Origin of the sequence: Amycolatopsis sp. lyj-23, assembly GCF_046549135.1 — a bacterium.
Lineage (GTDB): Bacteria > Actinomycetota > Actinomycetes > Mycobacteriales > Pseudonocardiaceae > Amycolatopsis.
The window spans coordinates 381,269-408,108 of sequence record NZ_JAJPWN010000001.1 but is presented as its reverse complement, the minus strand read 5'-3'; the positions used below and the strand labels follow the sequence as shown (position 1 = coordinate 408,108).

Sequence of the window (26,840 nt, the reverse complement as noted above, 5' to 3'; positions counted from 1 at the left end):
GCCTTCCGGCGCGGCTTCCTGTGCGACCGAAAGTACGGCGAAGCACCGACCGCAGGGTCACTGCGGGGTGTAGCTCGACAGCGCGGCGAAGGTGGCGTCGTAACTGCCGTCGACGGTCGCGTTGCGCAGCCGCATCACCGCTGGCACCAGGACTTCGGTAGTGCCGTCCTGGCCGAGGATCGCCAGTGCCTCGTCGACGAATTGGTCCAGCGGCAGGGCGCGCTCATCATCTTGCTGGTTCATCAACGTGGTGCGGATGGCCGGTGGGATCAGCTCGACGACCTCGACGGACGTCCCCGCCAGCTGCGCGCGCAGGCTCTCGGTGAACGAGTGCACGGCCGCCTTGGTGGCGCTGTAGGTGGCGCCGGCGATGAAGACGGTTCGTCCGGTCAGTTCCATGAGGGGACTCCTGATCTCGAGGTTCCGGTGTGTCGGCGAGAAGACCGCTGTCAGGGGGCGGGTGGGAGGTCGAGGGTGCTCAGCCATTCGGTGACCGTGGCGACGTAGGTGGCCGGGTCGGCTTCGTGCATCGAGTGCGGCATCGTGGGGAAGGCGCGGTAGGTGAAGCTGTTGCCCGCCTCTTCGACCAGTTCGCGCACCCGGGCGACCTGCAGGTCGGTCAGTGCGCCGAGCAGATTCCCGGTGCCGGGGTCGATGTGGTGGAAGTGGTGGGTGAACAGGACGGGCACCTTCACGTGGCGCAGCAGGTTTTCGTGGTCGCAGCCGGCGGTGGCGCGGCCGGACGCGAACGCATCGCCCCATTCCGGGTCGTATTCGCGCATCGTCTGGGGGATCTGCGGGCTCGGCGGGCCGGACCGGCCGGACATGCGGGAGAACGCGGCGAGCATCCAGCCGGGGAGTTCCCGGGGGAGCGCGGCTTGCAGGCCGGCGTAGTCGCCGATGCTCCACTGCGGGCCGAGCCACTTGTGCCAGAGCCGGAACACGGGCGCCATGGCCTGGTGGACGGATGGGCCGACCGCGGGACTGGCTTCGGAGGCGAAGAGAGGCGAGTCCTCGTAGACAGCCGCCATGACCTGTCCGGGCGGGGCGAAAGCCGACAGCCAGGCGGAAATCGTGCCACCGGACGACAGGCCTGACACGATGACGGGGCGGCCGATGACCGTGTCGATGAAGCGAACGAGATCGGTGCCGAACAGGTCGAGACTGTACCGGCCGGGGGTCCAGGTGGAGCGGCCTTGCCCGCGCAGGTCGACGGCGAAGACCTGGTAGTCCTGCGAAAGCACGGCCATGACTTCCTCGTAGCCCCACCACGATTCGGTTTGGGCCGGGATCAGGAGCACAGCCGGCTTGCCGGAGTCTCCCGCGACGGCGTAGTTCATGCGGATTTCGCCGAGGTCGACGGTGTGTTCGGCAAACCGGTGCTCGACGAAGATGTCGGCGTGGTCTGCTGCCTCGAGGTAGCTCATGATGGTTCTCCTGCCGAGAAAAGGGGGCGAACTGATTCCGGTCAGCGGGCGCTGGCCGCATCGAGCCACATGGCCGCTGCGCTCTTGAGATCTCGTTCGGTGGTACTGCCGCGTACGACGAAGGTCTCCGTCACCGGGAAGCCGCTTCGCTCCAGCACATAGGCCAACGCGGCGCACTCCGGGCGGTACCGGCTCAGCTGGTCGGACGCGACGGGCACCGGGCCGGCCGGGAAGGTGAAGTAGCTGAAGTCGTACAAGGCCGACCGCTCGTTGATCGCCCACCGACCGTTGCGGCGTTCGACGCGGTCGAGGAACCGGGTGTGGGCGACCGCCCCGAGCTGCATGGCGGTGTTTTCCGCGACCACGATGGCGTTGGTCTCGGTGACCGCACGGTTTCCGGCCGGATCGAAGCGAATCACCGGCGACGCGACGACGTGCTTGGTCCGCAGGTCGGTGTCCGCCATGCGGGCCGAGCCGGCGATGAACTCGCTCGACGTCCCGGTGAACCAGCTCAGGCTGATCGTCGCTCCGGGGTGGAAGAGGCCGGCGAGGGCGTTCCAGTCGCCGACGTCGCGGTGGATCCAGCCGGTCATCAACGCGGCGATGTCGTGCTCGTCCTGGAGGCCCGCCGCCGTCCCTGAGTGCGTCATGCCTTCAGCCTGGCGCGTCCTCGACAATCGGTCCAACCGATGGATACGATCAACCAATCGCTCGCAACGATGCTAGGAGCAGCATGGTCGAACTTCGCCATCTCCGGTACTTCACCGCGGTGGTGGACGAGCGGCACTTCAGCCGCGCGGCGGCTCGGCTGTACGTCACGCAGTCCACCTTGAGCGCGCAGATACGCCAGCTCGAGGCCGAGATCGGCGGCCCGCTGCTGATCAGGTCGAGCCGGTCGGTCGAGCTCACCGAATCCGGCCGCGTGTTCGATGCCGAAGCGCGCCGGATCCTGGACCAAGCCGACCGCGCCGTGCACGTCGCGCGGCAGCTCGTCCTGGGCGAGGCGGGCTCGTTGCGCATCGGGTTCGCGGGTGTTGCCGCGTTCAGCGGAGTGCTTTCCCTCGACATGCGCGCGTTCCGCCGAAGGCACCCGGCCGTGGCGCTCGACGTCGTCGAGTTGTCGCCCGCCGCTGTCCTCGAACAACTGCACGCCGGCAGCATCGAGCTCGGCTACACCCCGAACCTCGACCTCACTCCGGACGACGACACGGTCTCCACTTTCCGGCGCGCCATCAAACTCAGCGCCGGTCTTTTCGAAGAACACCCGCTGGCTCGAAACCCCGTTGTCACCAGCGCCGATCTGATCGACGAGACCCTGATTCTCCCGGCGAGCCCGCAAGACGACGGCAACCTGCTCCTCGACAAGCTCCGCCCGCCCGGGCACAGCGGCCCCGTGCGATTCGTGCCGTCCACTCTCGGGGTGCTCACCCTGGCCGCCGCGGGTATCGGGGCGGCGGTAGTCCCGCTGGACCTCGAACCGGTCCCGATCCCCGGGCTCGTCCACCGGCCCATCGCCGACGTCAGCGGTCCCGACCTGATCGTCGTCTCCCGGCGAGGCGAGACGCTGGGACCCGTTCTTGCCTACCTGAGAGCGCTCGAGGTGCCGGAGGAACGTTCCCGAGTGCCCAGCTCGGGGCCCTAGGTCCAGTCCGGTGCCGGACGGGGGAGCGGGCTGGCGCCCTCCGGCCGGAGGCCGTCGAAGATGATCGTGAGGTAGCGCAGCCACAGGTCCGCAGGGGCTCCGGGCAGGTATTCGACGACGTGCACCGGGGCGCAGATCAGCAGGAACACGTCGGTGCCCGTGACGTCGGGGCGGATGGCCCCGCCGGCGCGCGCCCGGTCGACCAGCGCGGTCACGTCCGCGTGCAGGCTGTTCCTGATCTCCGTGACCGTGGCGTCGTCGGCGCTGGCCGACATGAGGAACGTCAGGTCGCGTTGCCGGCGGCGGTTTCCGGCCACCGTCAGGAATTCCAGCAGCGCCGCGCCGGGGTCCGGGGCTTCCGTCAGCCGCTCCGCGACGTCCTTCAGTTCCGCCAGGTGGTTCGCCACGACCGCGACGATCAGCTCCTCCTTGGTCGCGAAGTGGCTGAACACGGTCCCCTTGGCGACCCCGGCGCGCCGGGCGATGTCCGAGACGGACGCCTCGATGCCGTGCTCGGCGAACTCTTCCTCGGCCGCGGCCAGGACGCGTTCACGGTTGCGCATCGCGTCGGAGCGCAGGCGACGGGCGGTTGACGGCATGCCTCACTCTAGCAAGTTGACCCCCTGGTCATTTTAGGTGTAGCTTCGGCTTAAGTTGACCAGACGGTCATGTTATGGAGGAGATCATGAAGCTGCACGGCGCGACCGCGCTCGTCACCGGTGCGAACCGCGGACTCGGCCACCACCTCGCGAAGGAACTGCTGCGGCGGGGCGCCAAGGTCTATGCCACCGCACGCCGTCCCGAGCTCGTCGACCTCCCGGGCGCCGAAGTGCTGCGCCTCGACATCACCGACCAGGCGAGCGTGGACGCGGCGGCGTCGGCCGCCCCGGATGTGGACGTCCTGATCAACAACGCGGCCTTCACGGCCGGGGGCAACCTCACGACCGGCGACCTCGGGGCGATCCGGCAGGTGATGGACTCGAACTACTACGGCACCCTGGCCATGATCCGGGCGTTCGCCCCGATCCTCGCTCGCAACGGCGGCGGCGCCATCCTCAACGTCCTGTCCGCGACGGCGTGGACGACGGTCGACGGCAACACGTCTTACGCCGCCGCGAAGTCCGCCCAGTGGGGGTTGACCAACGGTGTCCGCGTGGAGCTCGAGCCGCAGGGCACCCTGGTGGCCGCGCTCGTCCCCGGCCTGATCGCGACCGAGACCCTGCGCGACTACGTGCGGGCGGCCGGGCTCGAGCTTCCGGAGGAGGTCATGATCGACCCGGCCGACATCGCCCGATCGGCGCTCGACGGACTCGAAGCGGGCGAGATCGAAATCCTGGACCGCATCGGCGCCGACGCGAAAGCGACCCTCGCCGGTGCACCGCAGGCGTTCGACCTCGCCGCACTGGCCGGGTGACGGACTCCTCGGGGTGAGTGTGCCGGACGCGTCCTGCCGGCAATGTCTTGCTCGTCGGCGGAGGGACCGTGGGCGCCTATCTCATGGGCCCCCCGGTTTGTCGTGAGCGTCCCGAGAATTCGCACGCGCTGCAAATCATTTGCTTCGCGCGCGTCACTGGCGGGATCGTTGGGGTGAGGCCGTCGTCGGCGCCGGGTCAGCACCCAGTCCGGGAAAGGAATGCACGGTCCGCCATGGGGAACGAAGACCGGTCGGGGGAGTTCCTCGAGCATGCCCGCCGTGCCTACGGGGATCTTCGGAATCCGTACTACGGATTCTTCGCCGACGCTCAGGAGAACGACCCGTGGAAGTCACTCCTGCGCCGGTTCGCGGAATTCCTCAGCGTCGAGGAGTGGACCGATCGGACGGACGACGTGAGTTTCTCGTACGTTCTGACGCCGCATCGCCGGAGCCGGTCGGCCTGGCTGCTGTGGCTGTCGGCCGTGGGGCCGTACGCGTTCCTGGCCTACGGCGAAGATCCGGATACGCCGTTGGCGCGTGCCGACGTGGTCACCGGTTCCGCCGAGAACAGGCCTGCGGAAGAGAACCGGATCATCGAGATGCTTCGGGAAGCGGGGCTGACCTTGCTCAGCGCCGAAGAAATCGAGGCAACCGTGGACTTCCACCCGCCGGACGGGCGCTTCCCGGTGTCCACGTTCGTGCTGCTCTTCGGCGAGTCGGATGTGCCTTGGTGGCACGGCGGATAGGCAGCCGTACGAACGTGGCAGACCATGCTGTGCGACCGGCACGACGTGGCCGTCCGACACGCCGGTCTGAAGAATGTCCGGTACCCCGCGGCCGGGCTGATCCGGCTTCGTTGCTTCGAAATGACCGACGCGGTCAGGCGCGGGCGAGCACTTCTCCGTGCGGGATCATCAGCCAGCCGTCGGGGTGTGCCGCCCAGTTCTGCCACGCCCCGGCGATGGCGTCGAGGTCGGCTTGCGTGGCCAGTCCGCGGTCGAGGGCCATCCGGCCGACGGAGGAGTGGATCCGCTCGGCCCACATGTCGCCCCACGTAGTGCGTTCCTCCGGGGTCGCGTAGCACCACACCGATGCGGACGGCGTGACCTCGGTGAACCCGGCTTCGTGGGCCCACGCGAGCAGCCGCCGGCCGGCGTCGGGCTCGGCGTCGTTGCCGCGGGCCACGGCCCGGTACAGGTTTTGCCAGTCGTCGAGCCGTGGATCCTCGGGCCACCAGCGGAACGCGCCGTAGTCGGCGTCGCGCACCGCGACGACTCCGCCGGGGCGGGTCACCCGCCGCATCTCGCGGAGTGCGGCGACGGGGTCGGACAGGTGCTGGAGCACCTGGTGGGCGTGGGTGACGTCGTAGCTGTCGTCGGGGTCGGAGAGCGAGTACGCGTCGTCGACGGCGAACTCGACCGACACCCCGCGCCGAGCGGCGTTCGCCCGGGCGGCGGGGAGCGGGTCTTCGGTGATCTCGACCCCGCGCACCCGTCCGGGGGCGACGGCTTCGGCGAGGTCGGCCGTGATGCTGCCCGGCCCGCAACCGACGTCGAGCAGGTCAAGGCCCGGGCGGAGCAGCGGCAGGAGGTAGGCCGCCGAACTGGCCGCGGTGCGCGCCGCGTGGCTCGCCACGACGACCTTGGCGTGGCCGTGGGTGTAGACGTCCTTCCCGGCCATGGCCCACTCCTGTTCTCAGATATTGAGACGATGTGTCCGCATGATGAACGCTACTCCGGTCGCCGTTTCCGGGCAATGGAGTGCCGCGGACGGCGGGTGAAGTACGGGGAACCCGCCTGGGTCAAGGACGCAGCAGGTGGCCGAGCAGCCGCCGGCGGGCGGTGGCGTTGTCCCGCCGGGGGTCGAACACCGCGTCGAGCAGGGTCAGCACCTCGTCCCGGGCGGCCCGGGTGCGCATGATCCGCCGCCACAGCCACAGGTTCAGCGCGTGGCGGCGGGGCGGGGTGGTGGCCAGGCGGATGACGTTGGCGACGTTGCGCCGGACGCGGTCCGGCAGCGTGCGCAGGTCGGAACGCTGTTCGAGCAGCATTTCCGGCAGCACGTCCAGGCCGTGCTCGGTCATGAAGCCGAAGTCGGTCCGCCAGGCCGCCGCCCCGAGGTAGTCGACCATCCGGCACCAGCCGCGCAGGAACGTCAGTTCGAGCGGCGCATACGGAGCCGGGTCGATGTCCGCGATCGTCGTGACCACGACGTCGAGACAGGTCTTGTGCGCCTTCCACAGCGCGATCCGGAGCGGTTCGGAGTCGGCCGTGGCCCGGGTGCCGGTGACCATCGCGAAGTAGCGCCGCCACTGCTCGACGCTGGGCTCCAGCTCGGCCGGGACCACGCCGCCCCGCACGTACCGGAACCGGGCCGTGCCGGGGGCGTCGGCGATTTCGAGCGGAGCGACCACACCGGCCCGCTCCGCGCCCAGCCACGGGATCACGCTCAGCGTGTAGTTGCCGTAGGCCCAGGGCGCGTCCGGGTCGATCGTCCCGTCGGCGCGGGTGGTGGCGCCCAGCCGCCCCGTGCGGCACTGCCACTGGAGCTGGAACGTCCAGGCCCACAGGGGGTTGTCCCGGTTGTCGGCCCCGAACAGCCCGCTCGCGTTCGTGACGTCGATCAGGCGCCGGTAGGCCGCCATCCGGTGTTCGAACCGGAACGGGTCGAACCGGTCCGTCAACTCCGCCGCGGAGACCCAGACCGCGTACAGGTCGAGGTCGGCCAGCTCCCGCGGATGGGCTGAGGTCATCCGCAGAATGTAGCGCGGTTGACCTGCCTCAGCCGTTCAGGAAGTGCTCGAGGGGGAGGGTGGCGGCACCGCGTGTCGCGGCGTCAGGGCCGAGGCTGCTCAGGTCGATTTCGGCCGTGGCGAACGAGTGCTTCAGCGAATGGCGGCGGGCAGCGTCGCGGATGGCGTCGAGATGGCGCTCGCCGAGGAGCAGGCCGGCCCAGCCGCCGAGCACGACGCGGGCGGGGTTGAGCAGGTTGATCAGGCCGCCGATGCTCGCGCCGAGGTAGCGGTGGGTCTCGGCCAGTACTCCGGTTCCCTGGTCGTCGTGGACGATGGCGGCGAGGGCTGGTTCGAGGCCGGCGTCTTCGGCGATGATCCCGCCCGCTTCGCGGAAACGGTCGAGGATCGCCTCCGCGCCGACGTAGGCCTCGAGGCAGCCTTTGCTGCCACACCGGCAAGGACGCCCGCCGGCGACGAGGACGGTGTGCCCGAACTCGCCCGCCGGGGTGGCGTGGGCGGTGGGGCCTTCGGAAACGAGACCGGCTTCCACGTTCGACCCCAGCCATGCGACCACCGTGCCGGGCGTTTCCCGGCCGCCGCCGAACCACAGCTCGGCCCGTCCCGCGGTGCCGGCGCGACTGCCGAAGTGCAGCGGCAGGTCCGTTCCCTTGCCCAGCAGCTCCTCGAGGAGAACCGGGTCCCAGCCGGGGCTCTGCGGGTCGCCGGTCATCCCGGGCATCCGCCGTACACCGCCGGGCAGGCTCACGCCGACTCCGATGACCGCGTCGGGGGGAACGGCGCTCTTCGCCAGCACGGTCGTCAAGCCCGCGAGAATGTGCGAAGCGACCGTTTCCGGACTGTCTCGGCGGAGGTCGATGAAACGGCCGGCTCCGGCGAGCTCGGTCATGGCCAGGTCGAACAGCCCGATCCGGATCTTCGTTTCGCCGACGTCCACGCCGGCCACGAAGCCGTAGCCGGGAGCGATGCGCAACAGCTTTCGCGGCCGGCCACCGTCGGAGTCGAGCGAGCCGGCCTCGATCACGACGCCTTCGCCGACCAGCTCGCGCACCACTTTGCCGACCGAGGCCGCGCTCAGCCCGGTGGCCGCTCCCAGCGCGTGCCGGCTGGCCGGAGCGCTGAAGTACAGCGCGCGCAGCAGCAGCGAGCGGTTGTCCCGGCCGACAGCGCCCACGGTGTTCGGTTGGCGCTGCGTCATGGCTTGGATTCTCCCGGTGACCACTTCTTCTACGGCGTGAACGAAGCGGGTTCACACCCTTGACTCTTCTTGTTCACACGAGTTAAATCAAGGCGCGAATTAAGCTGTGTCCTGAGTCACAGAGACCCTTCGTGGCTCGTCCACGCACCCCGAGGACTTCAGATGCGAATGAGAACCACCGCGTCAGCGCTCGTCCTGGCGCTGGCCGCCGCCACCACCGCCGCCTGTGGTGGCGGCGACTCCACATCGGCCGACGGCCCCAAGGAACTCACCTACTGGGCCTCCAACCAGGGCACGAGCCTCGACAACGACAAAGCGGTCCTGCAGCCCGAGCTCGACAAGTTCGAGAAGGCCACCGGCGTCAAGGTCAAGCTCGAGGTCGTGCCCTGGTCGGACCTGCTCAACCGGATCCTGGCCGCCACGACCTCCGGCCAAGGGCCCGACGTCCTCAACATCGGCAACACGTGGTCGGCGTCGCTCCAGGCGACCGGCGCTTTCCTGCCGTTCGACGACGCCACCCTCGACAAGGTCGGTGGCAAGTCCCGGTTCCTCGGGCCCTCGCTGGCCGCGACCGGCGCGAACGGCCAGCCCCCGGTGGGCGTTCCGCTCTACGGTCAGGCCTACGGTCTCTACTACAACAAGAAGCTGTTCTCCGACGCCGGTATCACCGCGCCCCCGGCGACGTGGGAAGAGCTCGTCGCGGACGGCAAGAAGCTCACCGACCCGCAGAAGGGGCAGTGGGGACTGTCGCTGCAGGCGGGCCAGGTGACCGAAAACAGCCACCACGCCGCCATCCTCGGCGCCCAGCACGGGGCGAGCTTCTTCACCCCGGACGGCAAGCCGCAGCTGGCGTCGGACCCGGCGGTCGCGGCCGTCCAGCAGTACGTCGACCTCATGCAGAAGGACAAGATCGTCAACCCGTCGAACGCGGAGTACGCCGACACGGCCAAGTCCCTCAAGGACCTGGCGGACGGCAAAGCCGCGATGTTCATGAACCAGGCGTCCGCCGGTTCGTTCAAGAACATCGGGGCGGACCTGGCCAACATCGGCGTCGCGCCGATCCCGCTGCCGGCCAGCCCGCCCGCGAACAGCCGGAAGGTCACCAGCTTCGTCGCGGGCATCAACCTGTCGGTGTTCAAGAGCACCAAGAACCAGCAAGCCGCACTGGACTTCGTGAAGTTCATGGTGTCGGCACCCGAACAGGCACAGCTGAACAAGACCTACGGCTCACTGCCCACCGTCCAGGACGCCTACAGTGACCCGGCTTTCCAGACCGAGGACGTCAAGGTGTTCCAGTCCGTCCTGAGCACCACCGCCGAGCCCATGCCGCAGGTGCCCCAGGAGTCGCAGTTCGAGACGCTCATCGGCACCGCGATGAAGACGATGTTCGCCGACGTCGCGGCGGGCCGGACGGTCGAGGCCGGCAAGATCAAGGACCAGCTGGCCCAGGCCGACCAGCAGATCGCGGCCGGGAGCTGACCCGGAATGACGACCGCTGTTCGGGGGGCTCCGGCCGCTGAGGCGGCCGGAGCCCCCCGGCCCGGCAGCCCGCGGCGCAAGCGCCGCCGCCCGGCCCTCCCGTACCTCCTGCTGCTGCCCGCACTGCTGCTCGAACTGCTCATCCACGTCATCCCGATGCTCGTCGGCGTCGTGATGAGCTTCGTCAAGCTGACCCAGTACTACATCCGCAACTGGTCGGCGGCCCCGGGCGCCGGCCTCGACAACTACAAGTTCGTCCTCGACTTCGACACCGCCACGGGCAAGGCGCTGGCGCACTCGTTCGGGATCACCGTCGAGTACACGGTGCTGTCGGTGGGGTTCTGCTGGCTGTTCGGCACGTCCGCCGCGGTCCTGATGCAGCGCAGCTTCCGCGGGCGCGGGCTGCTGCGGACGTTGTTCCTCGTTCCGTACGCGCTGCCGATGTACGCCGCCGTCATCACCTGGTCGTTCATGTTCCAACGCGACACCGGCCTGGTGAACAGCCTGCTCGGCACCCACTCGTTCTGGCTGATCGGGGACAACAGCTTCTGGTCGCTCGTCACCGTTTCGGTGTGGCGGAACTGGCCGTTCGCCTTCCTCATCGTCATGGCGGGGCTGCAGAACATCCCGGGCGAGCTCTACGAAGCCGCCTCGATCGACGGTGCCGGCTGGTGGACCCAGTTCCGGGCGATCACGCAGCCCATGCTGCGGCCGGTCAACCAGGTGCTGCTGCTCGTGCTGTTCCTGTGGACGTTCAACGACTTCAACACCCCGTACGTCCTGTTCGGGAAGTCCGCCCCGCGCGAGGCGTCGCTGATCTCCATCCACATCTACCAGAGTTCGTTCGTGACCTGGAACTTCGGCCTCGGCTCCGCCATGTCGGTGCTGTTGCTGCTGTTCCTGATGCTGGTCAGCGCCGGGTACCTCGCGTTGACCGCCCGCCGGAGGAGGACGGCCAGTGTCTGAGCCCCGTTGGGTCCCGTGGGCCCGCCGCATCGTCCTCGGCTTCCTCGCGCTGTTCACCCTGCTGCCGCTCTACGTGATGGTGTCCACGTCGCTGAAGCCGCTCGGGGACGTCCAAGGCGCGTGGCAGTGGATTCCGACGACGTTGACGATCCAGCCGTTCCTCGACATCTGGAAGACCATCCCGCTGGCCAAGTACTTCCTGAACAGCCTGGTCATCTCCGGCGCGGCCACCATCTGCTCGGTGCTGATCGCCATCTTCGCGGCCTACGCCATCAACCGGTACAAGTTCCGCGGCCGGAACTTCTTCGCCATGACCGTCCTGTCGACCCAGATGTTCCCCGGCATCCTGTTCCTGCTGCCGCTGTTCCTGATCTTCGTCAGCATCGGCAACACCACCGGTATCGTCCTGTACGGTTCCCGCCTCGGCCTGACCCTGACCTACCTGACCTTCTCGCTGCCCTTCGCGATCTGGATGCTCGCGGGCTACTTCGACTCCATCCCGAAGGAGCTCGACGAAGCCGCGATGGTCGACGGCAACGGGCCGGTGGGGGCACTGATCCGCGTCGTCATCCCCGCCGCGGTCCCCGGCATCGTCGCCGTGTCGATCTACTCCTTCATGACGGCCTGGGGCGAGGTGCTGTTCGCCTCCGTCATGACGGACTCGGACACCAGGACACTCGCCGTCGGCCTCCAGGAGTACTCGACCCAGGTGCAGGTGTACTGGAACCAGGTCATGGCCGCGAGCCTGATCGTCTCGGTGCCGATCGTCGCCGGGTTCCTCCTCTTCCAGCGCTACCTGGTTTCCGGGCTCACCGCCGGCGCCGTCAAGTAGCCCACCCACGCACTCCCTGAATGAGGTCCTGCCTTGAAGCTTTCTCTCCCCGCGGAGTTCCTCTGGGGTGCGGCCACCGCCGCGTACCAGGTCGAGGGCGCCGTCGACGTCGACGGCCGCCTGCCGTCCATCTGGGACGACTTCTGCCGGGTACCCGGGGCCATCGACAACGGCGACACCGGTGACGTCGTGTGCGACCACTACCGGCGCTGGCCCGAAGACCTGGCGATCATGAAGCAGCTGGGTCTCGACGCCTACCGCTTCTCCATCGCCTGGCCCCGGGTGATCCCCACCGGCCGCGGCGAGGTCAACCCCCGGGGCCTCGACCACTACGACCGGTTCGTCGACGCCTTGTGCGAAGCCGGGATCCGCCCGTTCGTCACCCTCTACCACTGGGACCTGCCGTCGGCGCTGCAGGCCGCGGGCGGGTGGCCCGAGCGGGACACCGCCTACGCCTACGCGGAGTACGCCGCGGTCGTCGCCGCCCGGCTCGGCGACCGGGTGCGGGACTGGAGCACCATCAACGAACCGCTCTGTGCCGCCTGGCTCGGCTACCTCGAGGGCCGGTTCGCGCCCGGGGTCAAGGATCTGAAGCAGGCCGTGGCCGCCTCGCACCACCTGCTGCTGGCCCACGGGCTCGGTGTGGAAGCGGTCCGGGCGCACGCCGCCCGCCCCGCGAGCATCGGCCTCGTCTGCAACCTGTCGGGCATCGAAGCCGCCTCGGACCGCGACGAAGACGTCGCCGCGGCGAAGCGGATGGACGGGCACGTCAACCGGTGGTGGCTCGACCCGGCCAACGGGCGCGGCTACCCGGCCGACATGCTCGAGGTCTACGGTGTCGAGCCGCCCGTGCTCGGCAACGACCTCGACGTCATCGCGGCGCCCACGGACTACCACGGCCTCAACTACTACTTCCGCCAGATCGTCGAGGACGATCCCACCGGCCCCGCGCCCTTCGCCAGGCAGGTGCCGGCGGAGGGCGCGGGTACCACCGCCATGGGCTGGGAAATCCACGGTCCGGGGCTGGCCGACCTGATCCACCGGCTGCACGACGACTACGGCGCGGAAGCCATCTACATCACGGAGAACGGTGCCGCGTTCGACGACAAGGTCGCCGAGGACGGCTCCGTCCGGGACGACGACCGCATCGCCTACTTCGAGGAGCACCTCACGGCGGTCGCGTCGGCCGTCGAGGCGGGCGCCCCGGTCAAGGGGTACTTCGCCTGGTCCCTGCTGGACAACTTCGAGTGGGACAACGGCCTCGACAAGCGGTTCGGCCTCGTCCGGGTCGACTACGGCACGCAGCTGCGGACCGTCAAAGCCAGCGGCCACTTCTACGCCGATCTGATCGCCGAGCACCGGGGCCGCCGTTGACACCGGCGTCGTGGCGGCCCCGGCCCCGGGGATGAGCCCGCTCAGCGCGCGCCGGCGCGCGGGGGTGGGATCATGGGCGGATGACCCGTCCGGGAATCGGTGTTGTCGGCCGCCGCCTGGTGCAGTTCCTGCTCGACGAGCTGCTCGTCTTCGTCCCGGTGCTGCTGCTCGCGATCGCGGTGGTCTGGCTGTTCCACCCGCACGGCCCGGGCCTGCTGACGTTCCTGAAGGTCGTCGTCTACGCGATGCTGGCGTTGGACTTCGCGGGGCTCATGTTCGTCACTGTGTGGTGGCCCCACCGGCACGGCGGGCAGACGCCGGCGATGCGCTGGCTGCGCCTGCGGGTCCGGACCCTCGAGGGCGGCCACCCGACGCTGGGTGCGTTCCTCGTCCGCGAGCTGCTGATGGTGGTCGACGGGTTCGCCTGGGGCCTCGCCGGCACCGTGGTGATGCTCGTGACGCGCCGCCGGCAGCGGTTCGGCGACGTCGTGGCGCGCACGGTCGTCGAGCGCGTCCCGAAGCGCCGGACCGAAGAGTCAGCGGACGAGGCCGCTTTCCCACGCCCAGATGGCGATTTCGGTGCGGTTGCGGGCCCCCAGCTTGCGTTTGACGGCGCCGATGTGCGTTTTGACCGTGGGCAGCGAAACCACCAGTGAGCGGCAGATCTCGTCGTTGGTCGCGCCGCGCGCCACGGCTTGCACGACGTCCAGTTCCCGGGGCGTGAGCGGGGTTTCCGGCGCGGGCCGGGACGTTCCGCGCGTGAAGTGCGCGAGCAGCCGCGTGGTGATCGCGGGGGAGACGAGCGCCTCGCCGTGGGCGGCCGCGTGCACGGCTTCGACGAGCAGGTTCGGCCCGGCGTCCTTCAGCAGGAACCCGCAGGCCCCGGCGCGCAGGGCCGCGTGCACGTTCTCGTCGAGCCCGAACGTCGTCACCATCACCACGTGCAGCGGGTCCGGGACGTCCGGGCCGGCCAGCAGCTCGGTCGCGCGCAGCCCGTCCACGCCGGGCATCCGGATGTCCATCAACGTGACGTCGGGGCGCAGCTCGCGGGCCAGCCGCACCGCCTGGTCGCCGTCGGCGGCCTCGCCGACGACCTCGATGTCCGGCTCGCCTTCGAGGATCAGCCGGAACCCCGCGCGGACCATCGTCTGGTCGTCGGCGATCAACACTCGCGTCGGCACCCGCTCTCCCCTCCGCCGCGGTCAGTCCGGCCGCAGCGGCAGCCGCGCGACCACCCGCCAGCGCCGGCCGTCCTCCGGTCCCGCGTGCACCGTACCGCCCACCGCCGCGACCCGCTCCGCCATCCCGAGCAGGCCGTAGCCGCCCCGGCGCGCGGGCCGTGCGGCGCCGTCGTTGACCACCTCGACGCGGACCTCGCCCGGCGGCTCGTGGTGGACGAGCACCCGCACTTCGGCGGCGTCGGGCGCGTGCCGCCGGACGTTGGTGAGCGACTCGGTGAGCAGCCGGTGCGCGGTGGTCACGACCTCCGGCGCGACGGCGAGCTCGCCGAGGTCCGGGCTGACGTCGAGGTGGATGCGGTCGTCGTCCGGCACCGCGCGATCCACGGCGGTGGCGAGGTCGGCGGGCGGCACGAAGAGGTCTTCGTCGCCGGTCCGCAGCGCGCCGACCAGCCGGCGCATCGCCGACAGCGCCGTGGCACCCGCGGTCTCCAGCTCGGCGAACGTCGCCGTGTCACCGCCGGTGCGCTCGGCGACGCGGTGCGCGGCCTGCACGCGCACGACGATGCCGGTGATCTGGTGCGCGACGAGGTCGTGCAGCTCGCGGGCCAGCTTGAGCCGTTCGGCGGAGCGGAGTTCGAGGACGTCGACGCGGTGGCGGACGTCGGCGTCGCGCAGCACCAGGCCGCCGGCCAGCGCGCCGCCCCAGATCACCGCGGCGCCGGCGGCGTAGAGCGCGGCGGGGGAGCCGGTGCCGTAGCGCAGGATCGGGGCGAGCGTCGCCGCGCAGCCGCCGAGCACGGCCTGGACGGTGGCCGCGCGCGGGGAGAGCCGGTGGCAGGAGGCGCCGACCAGCAGGGCGATCGCGAGGGTTTCGGCGGCGCCGGGTTGCGGTGGGAGCCGCGTGCCCGCGACGGCCACCGCCGCCGCGATCGCCGAGCCCAGCAGGGAAAGCCCGGAGACGGCGCTGGCCAGCCCGGCGACGTGGTCGGGGAAGCGGCGGCGGAGCACGGCGAGCACCGCGACGACCGGGCCGGCCCCCGGCGCGAACTCGATCGCGACGGTGGTGAGCTCACCCCGGCCCGGCACCGCGCGGGCCGCGAAGACCAGGTCGAGCACGACCAGCACGCCGAGCACGGCCGCCTCGGCCACCAGCGGGCCGCGGCGGCCGGTCCACGGGATGCGGTCGGTCACCTGCCCGATGGTGCCGCACCGGGCGGCCCGGCGTCGCGTCCGGGACCGGGACCGGAGTTCGTACCTGGGTATGAGCCGGCGACGGCAACTTCGTACCGCCGGTTGATCGCTCCCGCGGCCGGTTCCGCGAAGCTGACGAGCATGGATCGATTTTTGACGCGAGAGGACACGGCGGTGGCCGGAACCCGGCCGGAGAAGATCGAGGGGCTGCCGGGCTGGTACTTCGTGCTCGTCGGGCTGCTGGTCGCGAGCAACGACCTGAGCCTCCAGTTCAGCGACCGGTACAGCTGGGTGGTCTTCCTGCCGCTCGTGCTCGTCGCGGTGCACCTGACGCTGTGGTTCACGCTGCTGTCGCGGCGCCGCAAGTACCTGCGCGCGGTCTGGCGCAGCAAGCAGGCACTGGCGCTCGTCGCCGTGCTGTTCGCGCTGCGGCTGGGCCTGCAGTTCGGGCTGGCGAAGCTGACCGACAGCGCCGCGCCGCTGCACAGCTACACGCACCTGATCCTCGGCCTCGTGATGCTCGTCGTGACCACCGCCGGCGCCTGGTTCGACCAGTGGCTCATCCTGCGGGTCGTCAACCGGCAGACGTGACGACGCTGCCCCGCGTGAGCCGCCGCGATCCGATCCCGGCGACGGCGGCGGGCGGAAATCGCTGGTTCTCCGGACGCCGGTCGGCGGCACGAGCCCGATACCGGCCCCATTGTCACTGCTCACCGGAACTTTTCTGCGGGCCGTTCGACTTTATGCGAGTTTATTGGGTGGGCGGTACGTCACCGCTACGGAGTGTCACATCGGCTACCCCGGCTGCAGTTGCGGAACGCCGGCGGCGACCCGGGGCCGAGCTGCTGATCCGCGGATCGGATCTGCGGCCACGGCGAAGATCCGGCTACCGTGTGCACGTCCGAACTCGCCCTGAGTACTCGACCTGCGAGTGGGAACCGCCTCAGAAACAACGCAGAGTGTTCGTCTTCGGGGCGCTGTCACCGTGGCTTCCACCCTTTCCGGGCGATTGCCGTCGAACCTCCTGACGCGTCGCTCCACCATTGCTAAATTCGGCCGGAGAGCTGCGCAATTGGTGGAGGTAATGATGAAAAAAGTACTGGCGTCGGGCGCGGTAATCGTGTTCTTCGCGCTCGTGTTCGCCGTGGGGCCGAGCGCGTCGGCCGATCCTGCGGACGGCGGCCGGGTCGTCGTGTTCTCCACGGAAGCACAAGCGCTCGACAAGTGGGACGACCCGGCCGGCTGCCAGCGGCTGCCGGCCGCCGCGCACGTGCTCGTCAACGAGACCGACGAAGTCGTCAACACCTACGTCGACCCCTTCTGCGCGACGCCGAGCGTTGCGGTGCAGCCGGGGTACGGCACGCACGTGGCCCCGGGCACTGGCTCGTTCTCGGTCGGCGGGTGAGTCCGGGCCGGGACCTGGCGGTGATCGGGCTGGGCTACGCCGGCCTGCCGCTCGCCGAGGCGGCCTGCCGGTCGGGCCTTCGCACCAGGGGGTTCGACGTCGACGACGCCGTTGTCGCGACGCTGGCGGCGGGCCGGTCGCACGTGGCGGGGGTGTCCGACGCCGACGTGGCCGCCATGCTGGACTCCGGGTTCACCGCCAGCGCCGATCCGGCCCGGCTCGGCGCCGCGGACACCGTCGTGATCTGCGTGCCGACCGGCCTGACCGCCGATCGCGTGCCGGATCTCGGACCGCTGCGCGCGGCGTGTGCGACCCTCGGCGACCGGTTGCGGCCGGGCACGCTGGTCGTGCTCGAGTCGACCAGTTTCCCCGGCACGACCGAGGAGGTCGTGCTGCCGATCCTCGAGCGGCGCAGCGGGCTGCGGGCCGGCGAAGACTTCTACCTGGCGTTCGCGCCGGAACGGATCGATCCGGGCAACACGCGGTTCGGGCTCGCGGACACACCGAAGGTGATCGGCGGGTACACGCCGCTGTGCGCCAAGTACTGCGCCACGTTCTACAGCCGGTTCGTCGACTCGGTCGTCGTGGCCAGGGGGACGCGGGAGGCCGAGCTGGCCAAGCTGCTGGAGAACACCTACCGGTTCGTGAACATCGCGCTGGTCAACGAGTTCGCCGGGTACTGCGCCACGACCGGGATCGACGTGTGGGACGTGGTGCACTGCGCGGGGACCAAGCCGTTCGGCTTCGCGTCGTTCACGCCGGGCCCCGGCGTGGGCGGGCACTGCATTCCCGTCGACCCGGTGTACCTGACCACCCGTGCCGGCCAGGACGGCTTCACCTTCTCCCTGGTGGAGGCGGCCGCGCAGGTGAACGAAGGCCTGCCTGTACGGGTGGTGGACCGGGCGGAGACGCTGCTGGGCGACCTGCGGGGCGCCTCCGTGTTGCTCCTGGGCGTGACCTACAAGGCGGACGTGCCCGACGTGCGTGAGTCGCCGGCCCGGCCGATCGCGGCGCAGTTGCTCGCCCGGGGCGCGGAGGTCGCCTACCACGACCCGTACGCGTCCGGGTTCGAGGTGGCCGGCCGGTCGCTGCGCGAGGAAACCGACGCGTGCGCCGCCGCGGCGGCCGCCGACCTGACGATTCTGCTGCAGGACCACCGGAAGTACGACCTCGCCGCGCTCGTGAACTCGGCCCGGCTCCTGCTGGACACCCGGGGAAAAGCCGCCGGGTGCCGCGTCAGGGTTTTGTGATCGTCCCGGGTCCAGGTACCGGCCCGGGCGGATGCGTCAACGACCGACTGCGTCAAACCAGCGAAAGGATTCCCCTGCCATGACCACCGCAATCTCCGCCGACCGGCTCCGTCAGCGGTTCGCCAAGTGGGACGTCGACGGCAACGGCACGCTCGAACGCACCGATTTCGAGCGCGAGGCCGAGCGCGTCGCGGGCGCGTTCGGCGCCCAGCCCGAGTCGAAGGAGGCCCGCGCCCTGCGGGACGCCTTCCGCAACCTGTTCGACTTCCACGCCCGGGAGGCGGGCGTTCCGCCGAACGGGTCGGTCACCGAGGACCAGTTCATCCGGATCAACGAGAGGCTCATGTTCTCCGAGGGGGAGGCGAGCTTCAACCGGGTCCTGCGGCCGGTGATGCAGGCCATCGTCGGGCTCTGCGACCGCAACGACGACGGCGTGATCGACCGGCAGGAGTTCCTCACCTACCTCCGGGGTGTCGGGGTGGACCAGTCCGCCGCACAGGAGGCGTTCCGCCAGATCGACACCGACAACAGCGGTGAGCTGACCGTCGACGAACTGCTCGCGGCGGTGCGGAACTTCCACTACGGCAAGCTCGACGTGCCCCTGCTGGGCTGAGCAGCCGTGACGCGGAGCGGGGCGGCCCTGTCGGGGGCCGTCCCGCCCGCGGGCCGCTCAGCCCACCGGCCCGAAAGTCACCGGCAGTTCGGGCGCGAGCGCGAGGTCACCACCGGAGACCGGCACCGGGACCGCGATGAGGATGTTGTAGTGGTTGGGGAAGTGACAGGCGTCGAACCCGTGCACGGTCCCGACCAGCCGGCCACCGATCCGCACCTCGTCGCCGCGGTCGATCACGCCCGCGTTGTGCAGCTCGGCGAACCCCAGGAAGCCCACCCGGTCGATCCGCGCACCCGGTGCGGTTTCGGCGTGATCGGTGGTCACGAGTTCGTGCACCTCGCCCTCGCGCACGCACCGGCTCGCGTGCGGCTCGAGGGTCATGCCGCGCTCGTCGCGCCGGTGCAGCAACACCTTCACCAGCGCACCGCGGACCGTGCGTTTGGCACCGTTCTCGTCCGTCACGCTCGGCTCACCCGGCTTTCCGCGCGGTAGCAGGACTCCACGAGTTCGAGCGCCGCGAGGCCATCGCCCGCGACGACGGCGCCGGTCCGCAGGAGCCGGGCGAACTCGGCGACCACACCCCGGTATTCGTGGTTCAGCGACTGCTTGAAACCCGGGTGGCCGGCGAGCAGGTCCGCGTACCGGACGGTGCCGTCCGCCGACACGACCCGCACGTCCTTCACCTCGCCGGGGAACGACCAGTCCAGCTCCACCCGCGCGGTCGCCCCGCAGGACGCGCGCAAGGCGACCACGGCCCGCCGGTCCACTCCGCCGTCCCGCTCGATTTCGACGTCGGTGACCGTGACGTCGCCGAGGAACAGCCGGACGAGGTCGAACGCGTTCGGCCCGTTGTCGGCCACGCAGCCGCCGCCGCACCGCACCGGGTCGAGGTACCACGCGTCCACCCCGACGTGGTCCTCGATCCGTTCGAAGTAGCGCACGGTCACGTGCCGGACCGGGACCTCCACGGCGGCCCGCAGCGCAAGCAGGTTGTCGTTGTACCGGCGGTGGAACGCGGTGAACAACGGCCGTCCCACCGCCTGCGCCAGGCGCTCGAGGTCGACGGCGTCGGACAGCGTGGTCGCCAGCGGTTTCTCGACGCACACCGCGAGACCGGCGGCGAGCGCGTCCCGGCAGACGGCGGCGTGCGCGTCGTTCGGCACGGTGACCACGACCGCGTCCAAGCCGGCTTCGGCGAACATCCGGCGGTGGTCGGTGTAGCAGGCGAGGAGATCGTCGAGCAGTTCCGGCCGCAGGTCGCACACCGCGGCGAGGCCGAGGTCGCGCCGCGCCGCGATCGCCGCCCGGTAGAACGCCCCGATCACGCCCAGACCGACCAAACCGACCCGGATCACCGCGGCAGTCCGAGCGCGAGGAGGTCTTCGTGGACGTCCCGGGCGAGGGGCACGCCCTCTGCCCGGTGCCGGGCGGCCCGCTCCGCCTCCAGCCACCCGGGGTAGCGCACCGCGTCCGCGTCCGCCGCGGGCGGGCAGTCCAGCAGCGTGCCGAACATCGTGCGGACGCTGCCGGCGAACCCGCCACCGGGCCGCAGCGTCTCCGGGGCGATGACGAGCACCAGGTAGCCGATGTCGTCGTCCACACCGTGCGGTCCGCCGTCGCCGCCGAGTGCCGCGGGGCCCGGCCCGAGGGCGGCGCCGGACAGCGCCGCGGCGAGCAGCTCCACCGCGAGAGCGAGGCCGAAACCCTTGTAGGCACCGGTTTCCGGAACACCGCCCAGCCACCGCAGGTGGGCCTGGCCGCGGTCGAACGCCGCTGGGTCGGTGACGGGGCGCCCCTGCTCGTCGGCGAGCCAGCCGCCGGGGATCGCCTCGCCCGCTCGCGCGGCGGCCCGGACGCGGCCGGTCGGCACGACGGTCGTGCTCATGTCCAGGACGAACGGGCGGCCGGGGCGGGCCGGTGCCGCGACGCTCAGCGGATTGGTGCCCAGCATCGCCACCGCTCCTCCGGGTGGCCGCGCGATCCGCTGGCCACCGCAGTTGCTCGCGACCACCCCGATCATGCCGCGTGCGGCGGCGACGGCCGCGTGGTGCCCGGCGCAGCCGAAGTGCGTGCCCCCGCGCACCGACACGAGCCCGACGCCGTGCTCGCGCGCCTTGTCCGCGGCGAGCTCCACGGCTTCGGTGGCCGCCCACAGCCCGAGCGCGGTGCCGGCGTCGACCACCGCGGCCGGGCCGGTGTCGCGGACCACTTCCGGTTCGGCTGCGGGGTCGCACCGGCCGGCGTCGAACAGTGGGAGGTACAGCCGGCGCAGGTTGGCGAGGCCGTGGGACCCGAGCCCGTGCAGGTCGCCGTACAGCAGGGCCGTGGCGGCGGTCTCCGCTCGTGCAGGGGGCACGCCGCGGTCGTGGAACAACCCGGTGGTGAACGACAGCAGGTCCGCGTACGGCACGCGGATGCCGGTGTCAGGCAGGGTCAGGGACATGGTCCTCCTCGTGGCGCGCCGCGAACTCGGTGAGCACGCGGGTGACGGTGGCGGCGAAGGCGTCGAGCTGGGCCAGTTCGGCGAACTCGCCGGTGGCGTGGGCGTTGTTGCCCGCGAGCTCGCCGGGCCCGAGGACGACGGTGGCCGTACCGGGCACGTCGTGCATCCAGATGGCGTCGCAGGTGAAGCCGGGTTCGGCCGGCGGCCAGGCGGCGACGCCCGCCGCGTCGAGCAGCCCGGTCGCCCACCGGTCACGGCAGTCCAGGGCGGGCAGGCCCCGTTTGTGCCACCGCAGGGAGACGATCTTCGCGGCGTCCTCGGCGGTCCGGCGCAGCTCCCGGGTCGCGTGGAAGCGGTAGCGGAACTGGGTGAGCCCGGACCGCAGCGCGCGGGCGACCCGCTCCTCGAGGCGGCGGCCCGCGGCGGCCGTCGGGTAGGACAGGTTGAGCAGCAGGCGGCCGGTGCCGTACACGCGGTTGTGGGCCGTGCCGGTGTGCAGCCCGGCGACGCACACCCGCCCACCCGGTTCCGCGCCGTCCAGTGCGGTGGCGAAGTGCTGGGCCAGGAAACCGAGCAGCACGGTCGCGTTGTGCCCGGCGCCGGGCTCGTCGTCGATGCTGCCGGTGCCGTCGACGGTCACGCAGGCCGTCATCGCCGCGGTCGACCTGGTCAGGTAGCGCAGGCCGGTGGGTTCGCAGAACACGTTGAGCCGCCCGACGTGCCCCGCCTCGACGAGCGGGCGGGTGCCGTAGACGCCCATGGCGCCGCCTTCCTCTCCGGCGACGGCCTGCACCAGGACCGCGACCCGGTCGCCGAGGACGGGCAGCGCGGCCCGCACCCCGGCGAGCATCGCCACCGCCGGGCCCTTGGCGTCGATGGCCCCGCGGCCGGTGAACCGGACGCCGTCGAAGCCGGCGGGCTCGATCCCGGCGACGGTGTCGAGGTGCACGTTGAACATCACGGCCGGCGCGCCGGCCGGTCCGCGGCGCAGCACGAGGCTCGGCTGCGCCGCGAGGAACCTCGCGTCTCCGGCGCGTTCCCGCACGGTCAGGGGCACGTCGTCCCGGTCGAGGACGGCCGGATCCGGCGCGGTGTGGTGGACGGCGGTGAGCCCGGCCGCCGCGGCGGCAGCGGCGAAGACCCGCTGCGCCGCCGGCAGGTCGCTGTCCTCGCCCGCACCCTCGAGCGGGTTGACCGTGGGAATGCGCAGCAGCTCGAGGAGCAGGTCGTGGTCGGCGGGGCTCAGCACGGCGTCGCCTCGACCAGCTTCGCCAGCCGGCGTCCGGCGGCGACGAACGGCGACGCGCCCGCCGAGTCGGCCCACCGGCCCTCGTGCGGGCGCGTAACCAGGTGCGGCTCGAGGGACAGCGCGCCGGTGTACCCGCCGGAGCGCAGCAGCCGCAGGCAATCGGCCACCCTGGCCCGGCCGTCGCCCGGCAGCGTGTAGACCGGGCCGGCCTCGCCGTCGACGGCGTCCTTGACGTGGACGTGCGCCACGAACGGGAGCAGCTCGGCCAGCAGGGCCGGCGCGTCGTAGCCGTGGGCGACCCCGTTGCCGACGTCGAACAGCAGCCGCAGCGCCGGGCTGCCGACCGCGTCGAGCAGTTCGAGGCCGCGTTCGGCGCTGGTCGCGGCCCAGCCCGCGCAGTTCTCGTGCAGGAGGGTGATCCCGGCTTCGGCCGCCAGGTCGGCGAGGACGCGGATCCGCTCGACGACCGCCCGCCGCCAGGCGTCCTCCGGCAGCCCGGCGTTCGGATACGACATGATGCGCACGAAGGGCGTGCCCAGCTCGGCGCCCAGCCCGGCCAGTGCCGACAGTTCCGCGGTGTCCCGGTCGAGCGGGTCGAGCACGGAACCGGCCCAGCCGCCGATCCGGGAGTCGAGGCACACCACGGTGAGCTCGGCCGCGTGCACCGCCCGGACCAGCCGGTCGCGCCCGGCCCGGTCGAGGTCGGCGACGGCGTGCCCGTCGACGGTCCGCAGTTCCAGCGCGTCCCAGCCGAGGGTCCGCACGGCGGCGAGCTGGCCGTCGAGGTCCGGGGCCGCTTCGTCACCGATTCCGGCCAGTCCACCGGCCGGCCAGGTCTCAGCGCGCACGGACGGGCTCCATCCGGGGCGAACGGGCGGCGTCGCGGGCCGCGGCCAGCAACCGCACCACGGCCGCGTGCACGGCGAACTCGCCGGGCGGCGCGGCCGCGGCGCCGGAGAAGTACCGGTAGGCCGCGAGCAGGAAGGCGCCGAGTGCTTCGTCTTCGAACACCGCCCGCGGACCGGCCCCGACCCGCAGCTGCGCGTGGTGGTCGTCGGCGGAGACCGGGTAGTGCCCCACCACGGTCGTGTCCCGCAGGCGCAAGGTGATTTCGCGACGGCGGACCGGGGACGTGAGGTCGGAGTGGATGGTCGTGCGCGGGCCACCGTGGTGCTGCACCGACAACCAGGCGCCGGCCAGCGGTCCGGCGTGCGGGTCGGTCCACCCGGCGCCGGTCAGCTCGGCCGGTCCGGCGATGGTGAGCGCCACCGCCAGGGCGTGCGGAACCTCCACGTCGAACGCATCGGTGTGCGCCGGGTCTTTCGCACGGGCGAACCTCGGCTTGTCCTGGCGCACGGTGATCGACGCGAGCGGACCGTGGTTCCCGGCCCGCGCCAGCCGTGCGAGCCGCCGGGTGAGCGCGGAGGCGAGCCACTGCGTCACGACGACCACGTCGAGGCCGTGCCCGGTGCGGAGCCGCTCGATCGACGCGAGCGCGTCGAGGTCCCCGGCGACCGGCTTCTCGACCACCAGCCGCCGAAACCCCTGCGCGGCAAGCGATGTGAGCACGTCGACCCGGGTGGCGGGCGGAGTGCACACGTGCACGACGGTGTCGTCCGGCGGGACGAACGCGGTGAGCCGGTCGAGCGAGTCGGCGACGATGTCCACGCCGCCGTCACGCAGAGCCATTCCGGCCGCGGGATCGAAACCCACGATCGGCTGAGATCCGAGCAGTTCCGGGAATTTCGCGCGCAAGCGCCGCAGTACCGGCACGTGCAGGCCCGCGCCCGAACGCCCGAGCCCTGCGACCACGGTGTGCGGCATCGCCGTCCTTTCGTCGTGACGTGGGATTCGCCATGTGCGGCAACGGGAACACGACCGACCGTAGCGCTGTGTCCGGTCCGTTGCGACAGTCCGGCCGCCGCGACCGGTTGTCCGCCTTCGCACTGCGTCGCCGGGCGTTGATCCATTGAGGCACGCCCGCGCCTCGACCGGATGATTCCGGGCTGAATCCCTCGCCGCACTCGCCCGTGGCGGGCTACGTTCGAAGGGCGTCCATCCGCGACCGACGAGGAGCCATGTCCGTAACCTCCCTGCCCCACAAGGGAAAGCACCCCGCTGCCGGATCCGCGCCGGTCCCGTTCTTCACGCAGGCGGCCGGTTTCCGGCGGCTGTGGCCGGAGATCGAGGCGCGGCTGCACGAAGTGGTCGACAGCGGGAAGTTCTCCCATGGTGCCCAAGTGGCCCGGCTGGAGCGCCGGTTGGCCGAGTACACCGGCGCGGCCCACGTCGTCGGCGTCAACAGCGGCACCGACGCACTGGTCCTGCTGCTGCGCGCGTGCGGGCTGGGCGACGGCGCGGGGGTGCTCGTCCCGGCGTTCACGTTCGTGGCGACCGCGACTTCGGTCGTCCACGCGGGCGGACGGCCCCAGTTCACCGACATCGATCCGGTGACGTACCAGATGTGCCCCGAAGCGGCGGCGCGGGCGATCACGGCCCGCACGCGTGCGGTCATGCCGGTGCACCTCTTCGACCGGATGGCCGACGTCGCCGCGTTCGCCACGCTCGCGGTCCGGCACGGGCTCACGCTGCTGGAGGACAGCGCGGAGGCGATCGGCATGCGCCGACAGGGCAAGCACGCGGGGCTGCACGGTGCAGGTGGCGTGCTGTCGTTCTTTCCCAGCAAGACACTCGGCGCCCTCGGTGACGCGGGTGCGGTGCTCACCGATGACGCGGGGATCGCCGCGAAGGTCGCCGCGCTGCGGCACCACGGGCGCCCGGGCGCCACGCTCGGCGATTTCCCCGCCATCAGGACCGGCAGCGAACTGGCCGGGGTGAACAGCAAGATGGACGACGTCCAGGCCGCCGTGCTCCTCGCGAAACTGTCTGCTTTGGAGCAGGACATCGCCCGGCGGGCGGAGCTCGCCGCCGCCTACACCGAGCGCCTGGCCGGCACCCCCGGCGTGCGCCGGGTGCCGGGTCCGGTCACCGGCGGCGGGGACGATCGCGACGTCTGCTACGTCTACGTGGCCGAGGTCGACGACCGGGACGGCTTGGCGAGCGCCTTGGCCGCCACGGGGATCGGCACCGAGGTCTACTACCCGGTGCCGCTGCACCTGCAGCCGTGCTTCGCCGGCCTCGGCCACCGGCCGGGCGACTTCCCGCACGCGGAGGACGCTTGCCGCCGCACGATCGCGCTGCCGCTCTACCCGGATCTCACGCTCGCCGAGGTCGATCGCGTGTGTGCGGAGATCCGCCGCCACTACACGGGAAGTGCGTCATGACCGCGACGCTGCCGTTCTTCCCGCCGGACCTGTTCGAGGCCGACCGCGCCGCGCTGATCGGGATCGTCCACGACCTCGGCACCGCCCCCGCGCAGCGGTTCATCCTCGGCGACCACACGGCACGCTTCGAGGAGGCGCTGCGCGACACGGTCGCCGGCGCCGACGTGGTGGCCTGCGGCAGCGGCACGTCCGCCTTGTCGCTCGTGCTCGCCGCACTGGACGTCGGCCCCGGCGACGAAGTCGTGGTGCCGGCCTTCGGCTGCGCGCCGCTCGCCGCGACCGTGGTCACCGCGGGCGCCACCCCGGTGTTCGCCGACGTACGGCCCGACACCATGACGCTGGACCCTGAGCTCGCCGAAGCGGCGATCACCCCGCGTACCAAGGCGATCATGCCCGCCCACCAGTTCTCGGTCATGGCCGACATGCCGGCGTTCGAGGACATCGCCGCCCGCCGCGGACTGCGTCTCGTCGAGGATTCCGCGGTCGCCCAAGGCGCCACCCTGCGCGGCAGGCCGGCGGGAACGTGGGGAGACGCGGGAGTTTTCTCCTTCGTCCAGGTGAAGTCGTTCGGGATGCCGGGCGAGGGCGGCGTGGTGGTCACCCGGAACCCCGGCCTGGCCCGGACCGTCCGGATGCTGCGCAACCACGGGCAGGACGGGCAGCGGCGGTTCGTCCACCACCGCGTCGGGTACAACAGCCGGTTCGACGAGGTGCAGGCCGCCTTCCAGCTGCGACGGCTCCCCGGCCTCGCCGCCCGGCTCGCGCGCCGCGCCGACATCGCCGAGTACTACACCCGGCAGTTCACGCCACTGGCCGACCGCGGCATCACGCCACCACTGGCCGGCCGGGACGGACGCTGCTACTACGTCTACTGCCTGCGGGCCGATCGCCGGGACGAGCTGGCGGCGCACCTCGCCGCGCTCGGCATCGGCACGCACGTGTACTACCCGGCCCCGCTGCCCGCCCAGCCCGCGTTCGCGGGATACGCCCCACCGGGAGCGGAGTGGCCGAACGCGACGGCCGCCAGCGAGACCATCCTGGCGCTGCCCGTCTACCCCCACCTGACTGACGCACAGGTCGAGCACATCGCCGCCGCGGTGTGCCGGTTCGCCGACCGGAAGGACCCGAGACCGTGAACAC

At 71.3% G+C, this 26,840-nt stretch carries 29 protein-coding genes; 14 read left to right on the top strand and 15 right to left on the bottom strand.

Features of this window, described 5'->3' with window-relative positions; all coding sequences use genetic code 11:
• Positions 1 to 57: 57 nt before the first annotated feature.
• Genes ACLJPY_RS01930 through ACLJPY_RS01920 form a run of 3 tightly spaced genes read right to left on the bottom strand, consistent with a single transcriptional unit; the run spans position 58 to position 2,077 of the window.
• On the bottom strand, positions 58 to 399 hold the full coding sequence (locus ACLJPY_RS01930) for an SDR family NAD(P)-dependent oxidoreductase (protein ID WP_410586221.1): 342 nt from the start codon (positions 397 to 399) through the stop codon (positions 58 to 60).
• A gap of 50 nt (positions 400 to 449) precedes the next feature.
• Entirely contained in the window at positions 450 to 1,427 is a 978-nt protein-coding gene (locus ACLJPY_RS01925) for an alpha/beta fold hydrolase (RefSeq protein WP_410586220.1), read from the bottom strand.
• A 41-nt stretch (positions 1,428 to 1,468) separates the two neighbouring features.
• Entirely contained in the window at positions 1,469 to 2,077 is a 609-nt protein-coding gene (locus tag ACLJPY_RS01920; RefSeq protein ID WP_410586219.1) for a nuclear transport factor 2 family protein, read from the bottom strand.
• Positions 2,078 to 2,160: 83 nt separating this feature from the next.
• Between ACLJPY_RS01920 and ACLJPY_RS01915 the strand changes: the two genes are divergently transcribed.
• Positions 2,161 to 3,069 carry a LysR family transcriptional regulator gene (locus ACLJPY_RS01915; RefSeq protein ID WP_410586218.1) on the top strand — a complete coding sequence of 303 codons (909 nt, stop codon included), beginning with the start codon at positions 2,161 to 2,163 and terminating at the stop codon, positions 3,067 to 3,069.
• Here the strand turns inward: ACLJPY_RS01915 and ACLJPY_RS01910 are convergent.
• Complete coding sequence (locus ACLJPY_RS01910) at positions 3,066 to 3,668, bottom strand: TetR/AcrR family transcriptional regulator (protein ID WP_410586217.1); 603 nt, start codon at positions 3,666 to 3,668, stop codon at positions 3,066 to 3,068. The two genes, ACLJPY_RS01915 and ACLJPY_RS01910, sit on opposite strands and share 4 nt — an antisense overlap.
• Positions 3,669 to 3,754: 86 nt before the next feature.
• On the opposite strand from ACLJPY_RS01910, the gene ACLJPY_RS01905 reads away from it, so the two are divergent.
• Positions 3,755 to 4,483 (top strand): SDR family NAD(P)-dependent oxidoreductase, encoded by a 729-nt coding sequence (locus tag ACLJPY_RS01905; protein WP_410586216.1) that lies wholly within the window; start codon positions 3,755 to 3,757, stop codon positions 4,481 to 4,483.
• Positions 4,484 to 4,716: 233 nt separating this feature from the next.
• A complete protein-coding gene (locus tag ACLJPY_RS01900; protein ID WP_410586215.1) occupies positions 4,717 to 5,229 on the top strand; it encodes a hypothetical protein in 513 nt (170 codons plus the stop codon).
• Positions 5,230 to 5,362: 133 nt separating this feature from the next.
• Here ACLJPY_RS01900 and ACLJPY_RS01895 read toward each other — a convergent pair whose 3' ends face one another.
• From ACLJPY_RS01895 to ACLJPY_RS01885, 3 genes are all read right to left on the bottom strand, one after another.
• Positions 5,363 to 6,163, bottom strand: a complete 801-nt coding sequence (locus tag ACLJPY_RS01895) for a methyltransferase domain-containing protein (protein WP_410586214.1) — start codon at positions 6,161 to 6,163, stop codon at positions 5,363 to 5,365.
• A 121-nt stretch (positions 6,164 to 6,284) separates the two neighbouring features.
• On the bottom strand, positions 6,285 to 7,235 hold the full coding sequence (locus ACLJPY_RS01890) for a Leg1-related protein (RefSeq protein ID WP_410586213.1): 951 nt from the start codon (positions 7,233 to 7,235) through the stop codon (positions 6,285 to 6,287).
• Positions 7,236 to 7,263: 28 nt separating this feature from the next.
• The gene (locus ACLJPY_RS01885; protein ID WP_410586212.1) at positions 7,264 to 8,433 is read right to left on the bottom strand and encodes an ROK family protein; all 1,170 of its coding nucleotides are present in this window, start codon (positions 8,431 to 8,433) and stop codon (positions 7,264 to 7,266) included.
• 162 nt (positions 8,434 to 8,595) lie between these two features.
• Here ACLJPY_RS01885 and ACLJPY_RS01880 point away from each other — a divergent pair, with 162 nt between their 5' ends.
• From ACLJPY_RS01880 to ACLJPY_RS01860, 5 genes are all read left to right on the top strand, one after another.
• The gene (locus tag ACLJPY_RS01880; protein ID WP_410586211.1) at positions 8,596 to 9,912 is read left to right on the top strand and encodes an ABC transporter substrate-binding protein; all 1,317 of its coding nucleotides are present in this window, start codon (positions 8,596 to 8,598) and stop codon (positions 9,910 to 9,912) included.
• 6 nt (positions 9,913 to 9,918) lie between these two features.
• On the top strand, positions 9,919 to 10,878 hold the full coding sequence (locus tag ACLJPY_RS01875; RefSeq protein ID WP_410586210.1) for a carbohydrate ABC transporter permease: 960 nt from the start codon (positions 9,919 to 9,921) through the stop codon (positions 10,876 to 10,878).
• Positions 10,871 to 11,710, top strand: a complete 840-nt coding sequence (locus ACLJPY_RS01870; protein WP_410586209.1) for a carbohydrate ABC transporter permease — start codon at positions 10,871 to 10,873, stop codon at positions 11,708 to 11,710. The genes ACLJPY_RS01875 and ACLJPY_RS01870 overlap by 8 nt, the downstream gene beginning before the upstream one ends.
• A gap of 33 nt (positions 11,711 to 11,743) precedes the next feature.
• Positions 11,744 to 13,084 (top strand): GH1 family beta-glucosidase, encoded by a 1,341-nt coding sequence (locus ACLJPY_RS01865; RefSeq protein ID WP_410586208.1) that lies wholly within the window; start codon positions 11,744 to 11,746, stop codon positions 13,082 to 13,084.
• A gap of 80 nt (positions 13,085 to 13,164) precedes the next feature.
• On the top strand, positions 13,165 to 13,740 hold the full coding sequence (locus ACLJPY_RS01860) for an RDD family protein (RefSeq protein ID WP_410586207.1): 576 nt from the start codon (positions 13,165 to 13,167) through the stop codon (positions 13,738 to 13,740).
• On the opposite strand, the gene ACLJPY_RS01855 is transcribed toward ACLJPY_RS01860, so the two are convergent.
• A complete protein-coding gene (locus ACLJPY_RS01855; RefSeq protein WP_410586206.1) occupies positions 13,621 to 14,265 on the bottom strand; it encodes a response regulator in 645 nt (214 codons plus the stop codon). The two genes, ACLJPY_RS01860 and ACLJPY_RS01855, sit on opposite strands and share 120 nt — an antisense overlap.
• 21 nt (positions 14,266 to 14,286) lie before the next feature.
• Positions 14,287 to 15,456 (bottom strand): sensor histidine kinase, encoded by a 1,170-nt coding sequence (locus ACLJPY_RS01850; protein ID WP_410586205.1) that lies wholly within the window; start codon positions 15,454 to 15,456, stop codon positions 14,287 to 14,289.
• Positions 15,457 to 15,597: 141 nt separating this feature from the next.
• Here ACLJPY_RS01850 and ACLJPY_RS01845 point away from each other — a divergent pair, with 141 nt between their 5' ends.
• The 4 genes from ACLJPY_RS01845 to ACLJPY_RS01830 all read left to right on the top strand — a co-directional run bounded on the left by ACLJPY_RS01845 (position 15,598) and on the right by ACLJPY_RS01830 (position 18,724).
• Positions 15,598 to 16,047, top strand: a complete 450-nt coding sequence (locus ACLJPY_RS01845; protein WP_410586204.1) for a hypothetical protein — start codon at positions 15,598 to 15,600, stop codon at positions 16,045 to 16,047.
• Between the two features lie 496 nt (positions 16,048 to 16,543).
• Positions 16,544 to 16,861: a hypothetical protein gene (locus tag ACLJPY_RS01840; RefSeq protein ID WP_410586203.1), complete on the top strand. Its 318-nt coding sequence runs from the start codon at positions 16,544 to 16,546 to the stop codon at positions 16,859 to 16,861.
• A complete protein-coding gene (locus ACLJPY_RS01835) occupies positions 16,858 to 18,111 on the top strand; it encodes a nucleotide sugar dehydrogenase (protein WP_410586202.1) in 1,254 nt (417 codons plus the stop codon). The genes ACLJPY_RS01840 and ACLJPY_RS01835 overlap by 4 nt, the downstream gene beginning before the upstream one ends.
• A gap of 79 nt (positions 18,112 to 18,190) precedes the next feature.
• Positions 18,191 to 18,724, top strand: coding sequence for an EF-hand domain-containing protein (locus ACLJPY_RS01830; protein ID WP_410586201.1), 534 nt, complete (start codon positions 18,191 to 18,193; stop codon positions 18,722 to 18,724).
• 57 nt (positions 18,725 to 18,781) lie between these two features.
• Here the strand turns inward: ACLJPY_RS01830 and ACLJPY_RS01825 are convergent, their stop codons facing one another.
• From ACLJPY_RS01825 to ACLJPY_RS01800, 6 genes are read right to left on the bottom strand one after another with little or no spacing between them, the layout of a single operon-like run.
• Positions 18,782 to 19,186 carry a DUF6917 domain-containing protein gene (locus tag ACLJPY_RS01825; protein WP_410586200.1) on the bottom strand — a complete coding sequence of 135 codons (405 nt, stop codon included), beginning with the start codon at positions 19,184 to 19,186 and terminating at the stop codon, positions 18,782 to 18,784.
• The gene (locus ACLJPY_RS01820; RefSeq protein WP_410586199.1) at positions 19,183 to 20,079 is read right to left on the bottom strand and encodes a Gfo/Idh/MocA family protein; all 897 of its coding nucleotides are present in this window, start codon (positions 20,077 to 20,079) and stop codon (positions 19,183 to 19,185) included. Before ACLJPY_RS01820 ends, ACLJPY_RS01825 begins: the two co-directional genes overlap by 4 nt.
• Complete coding sequence (locus ACLJPY_RS01815) at positions 20,076 to 21,167, bottom strand: Ldh family oxidoreductase (protein ID WP_410586198.1); 1,092 nt, start codon at positions 21,165 to 21,167, stop codon at positions 20,076 to 20,078. Before ACLJPY_RS01815 ends, ACLJPY_RS01820 begins: the two co-directional genes overlap by 4 nt.
• Complete coding sequence (locus ACLJPY_RS01810) at positions 21,148 to 22,416, bottom strand: M20/M25/M40 family metallo-hydrolase (RefSeq protein WP_410586197.1); 1,269 nt, start codon at positions 22,414 to 22,416, stop codon at positions 21,148 to 21,150. The genes ACLJPY_RS01815 and ACLJPY_RS01810 overlap by 20 nt, the downstream gene beginning before the upstream one ends.
• Positions 22,410 to 23,264, bottom strand: coding sequence for a sugar phosphate isomerase/epimerase family protein (locus ACLJPY_RS01805; RefSeq protein WP_410586196.1), 855 nt, complete (start codon positions 23,262 to 23,264; stop codon positions 22,410 to 22,412). The genes ACLJPY_RS01810 and ACLJPY_RS01805 overlap by 7 nt, the downstream gene beginning before the upstream one ends.
• A complete protein-coding gene (locus ACLJPY_RS01800; RefSeq protein WP_410586195.1) occupies positions 23,254 to 24,240 on the bottom strand; it encodes a hypothetical protein in 987 nt (328 codons plus the stop codon). The genes ACLJPY_RS01805 and ACLJPY_RS01800 overlap by 11 nt, the downstream gene beginning before the upstream one ends.
• A gap of 254 nt (positions 24,241 to 24,494) precedes the next feature.
• Here ACLJPY_RS01800 and ACLJPY_RS01795 point away from each other — a divergent pair, with 254 nt between their 5' ends.
• Both ACLJPY_RS01795 and ACLJPY_RS01790 read left to right on the top strand, forming a co-directional pair.
• Complete coding sequence (locus ACLJPY_RS01795; protein ID WP_410586194.1) at positions 24,495 to 25,700, top strand: DegT/DnrJ/EryC1/StrS family aminotransferase; 1,206 nt, start codon at positions 24,495 to 24,497, stop codon at positions 25,698 to 25,700.
• Positions 25,697 to 26,836, top strand: a complete 1,140-nt coding sequence (locus ACLJPY_RS01790; RefSeq protein WP_410586193.1) for a DegT/DnrJ/EryC1/StrS family aminotransferase — start codon at positions 25,697 to 25,699, stop codon at positions 26,834 to 26,836. Before ACLJPY_RS01795 ends, ACLJPY_RS01790 begins: the two co-directional genes overlap by 4 nt.
• The last annotated feature ends 4 nt before the right edge of the window (positions 26,837 to 26,840 follow it).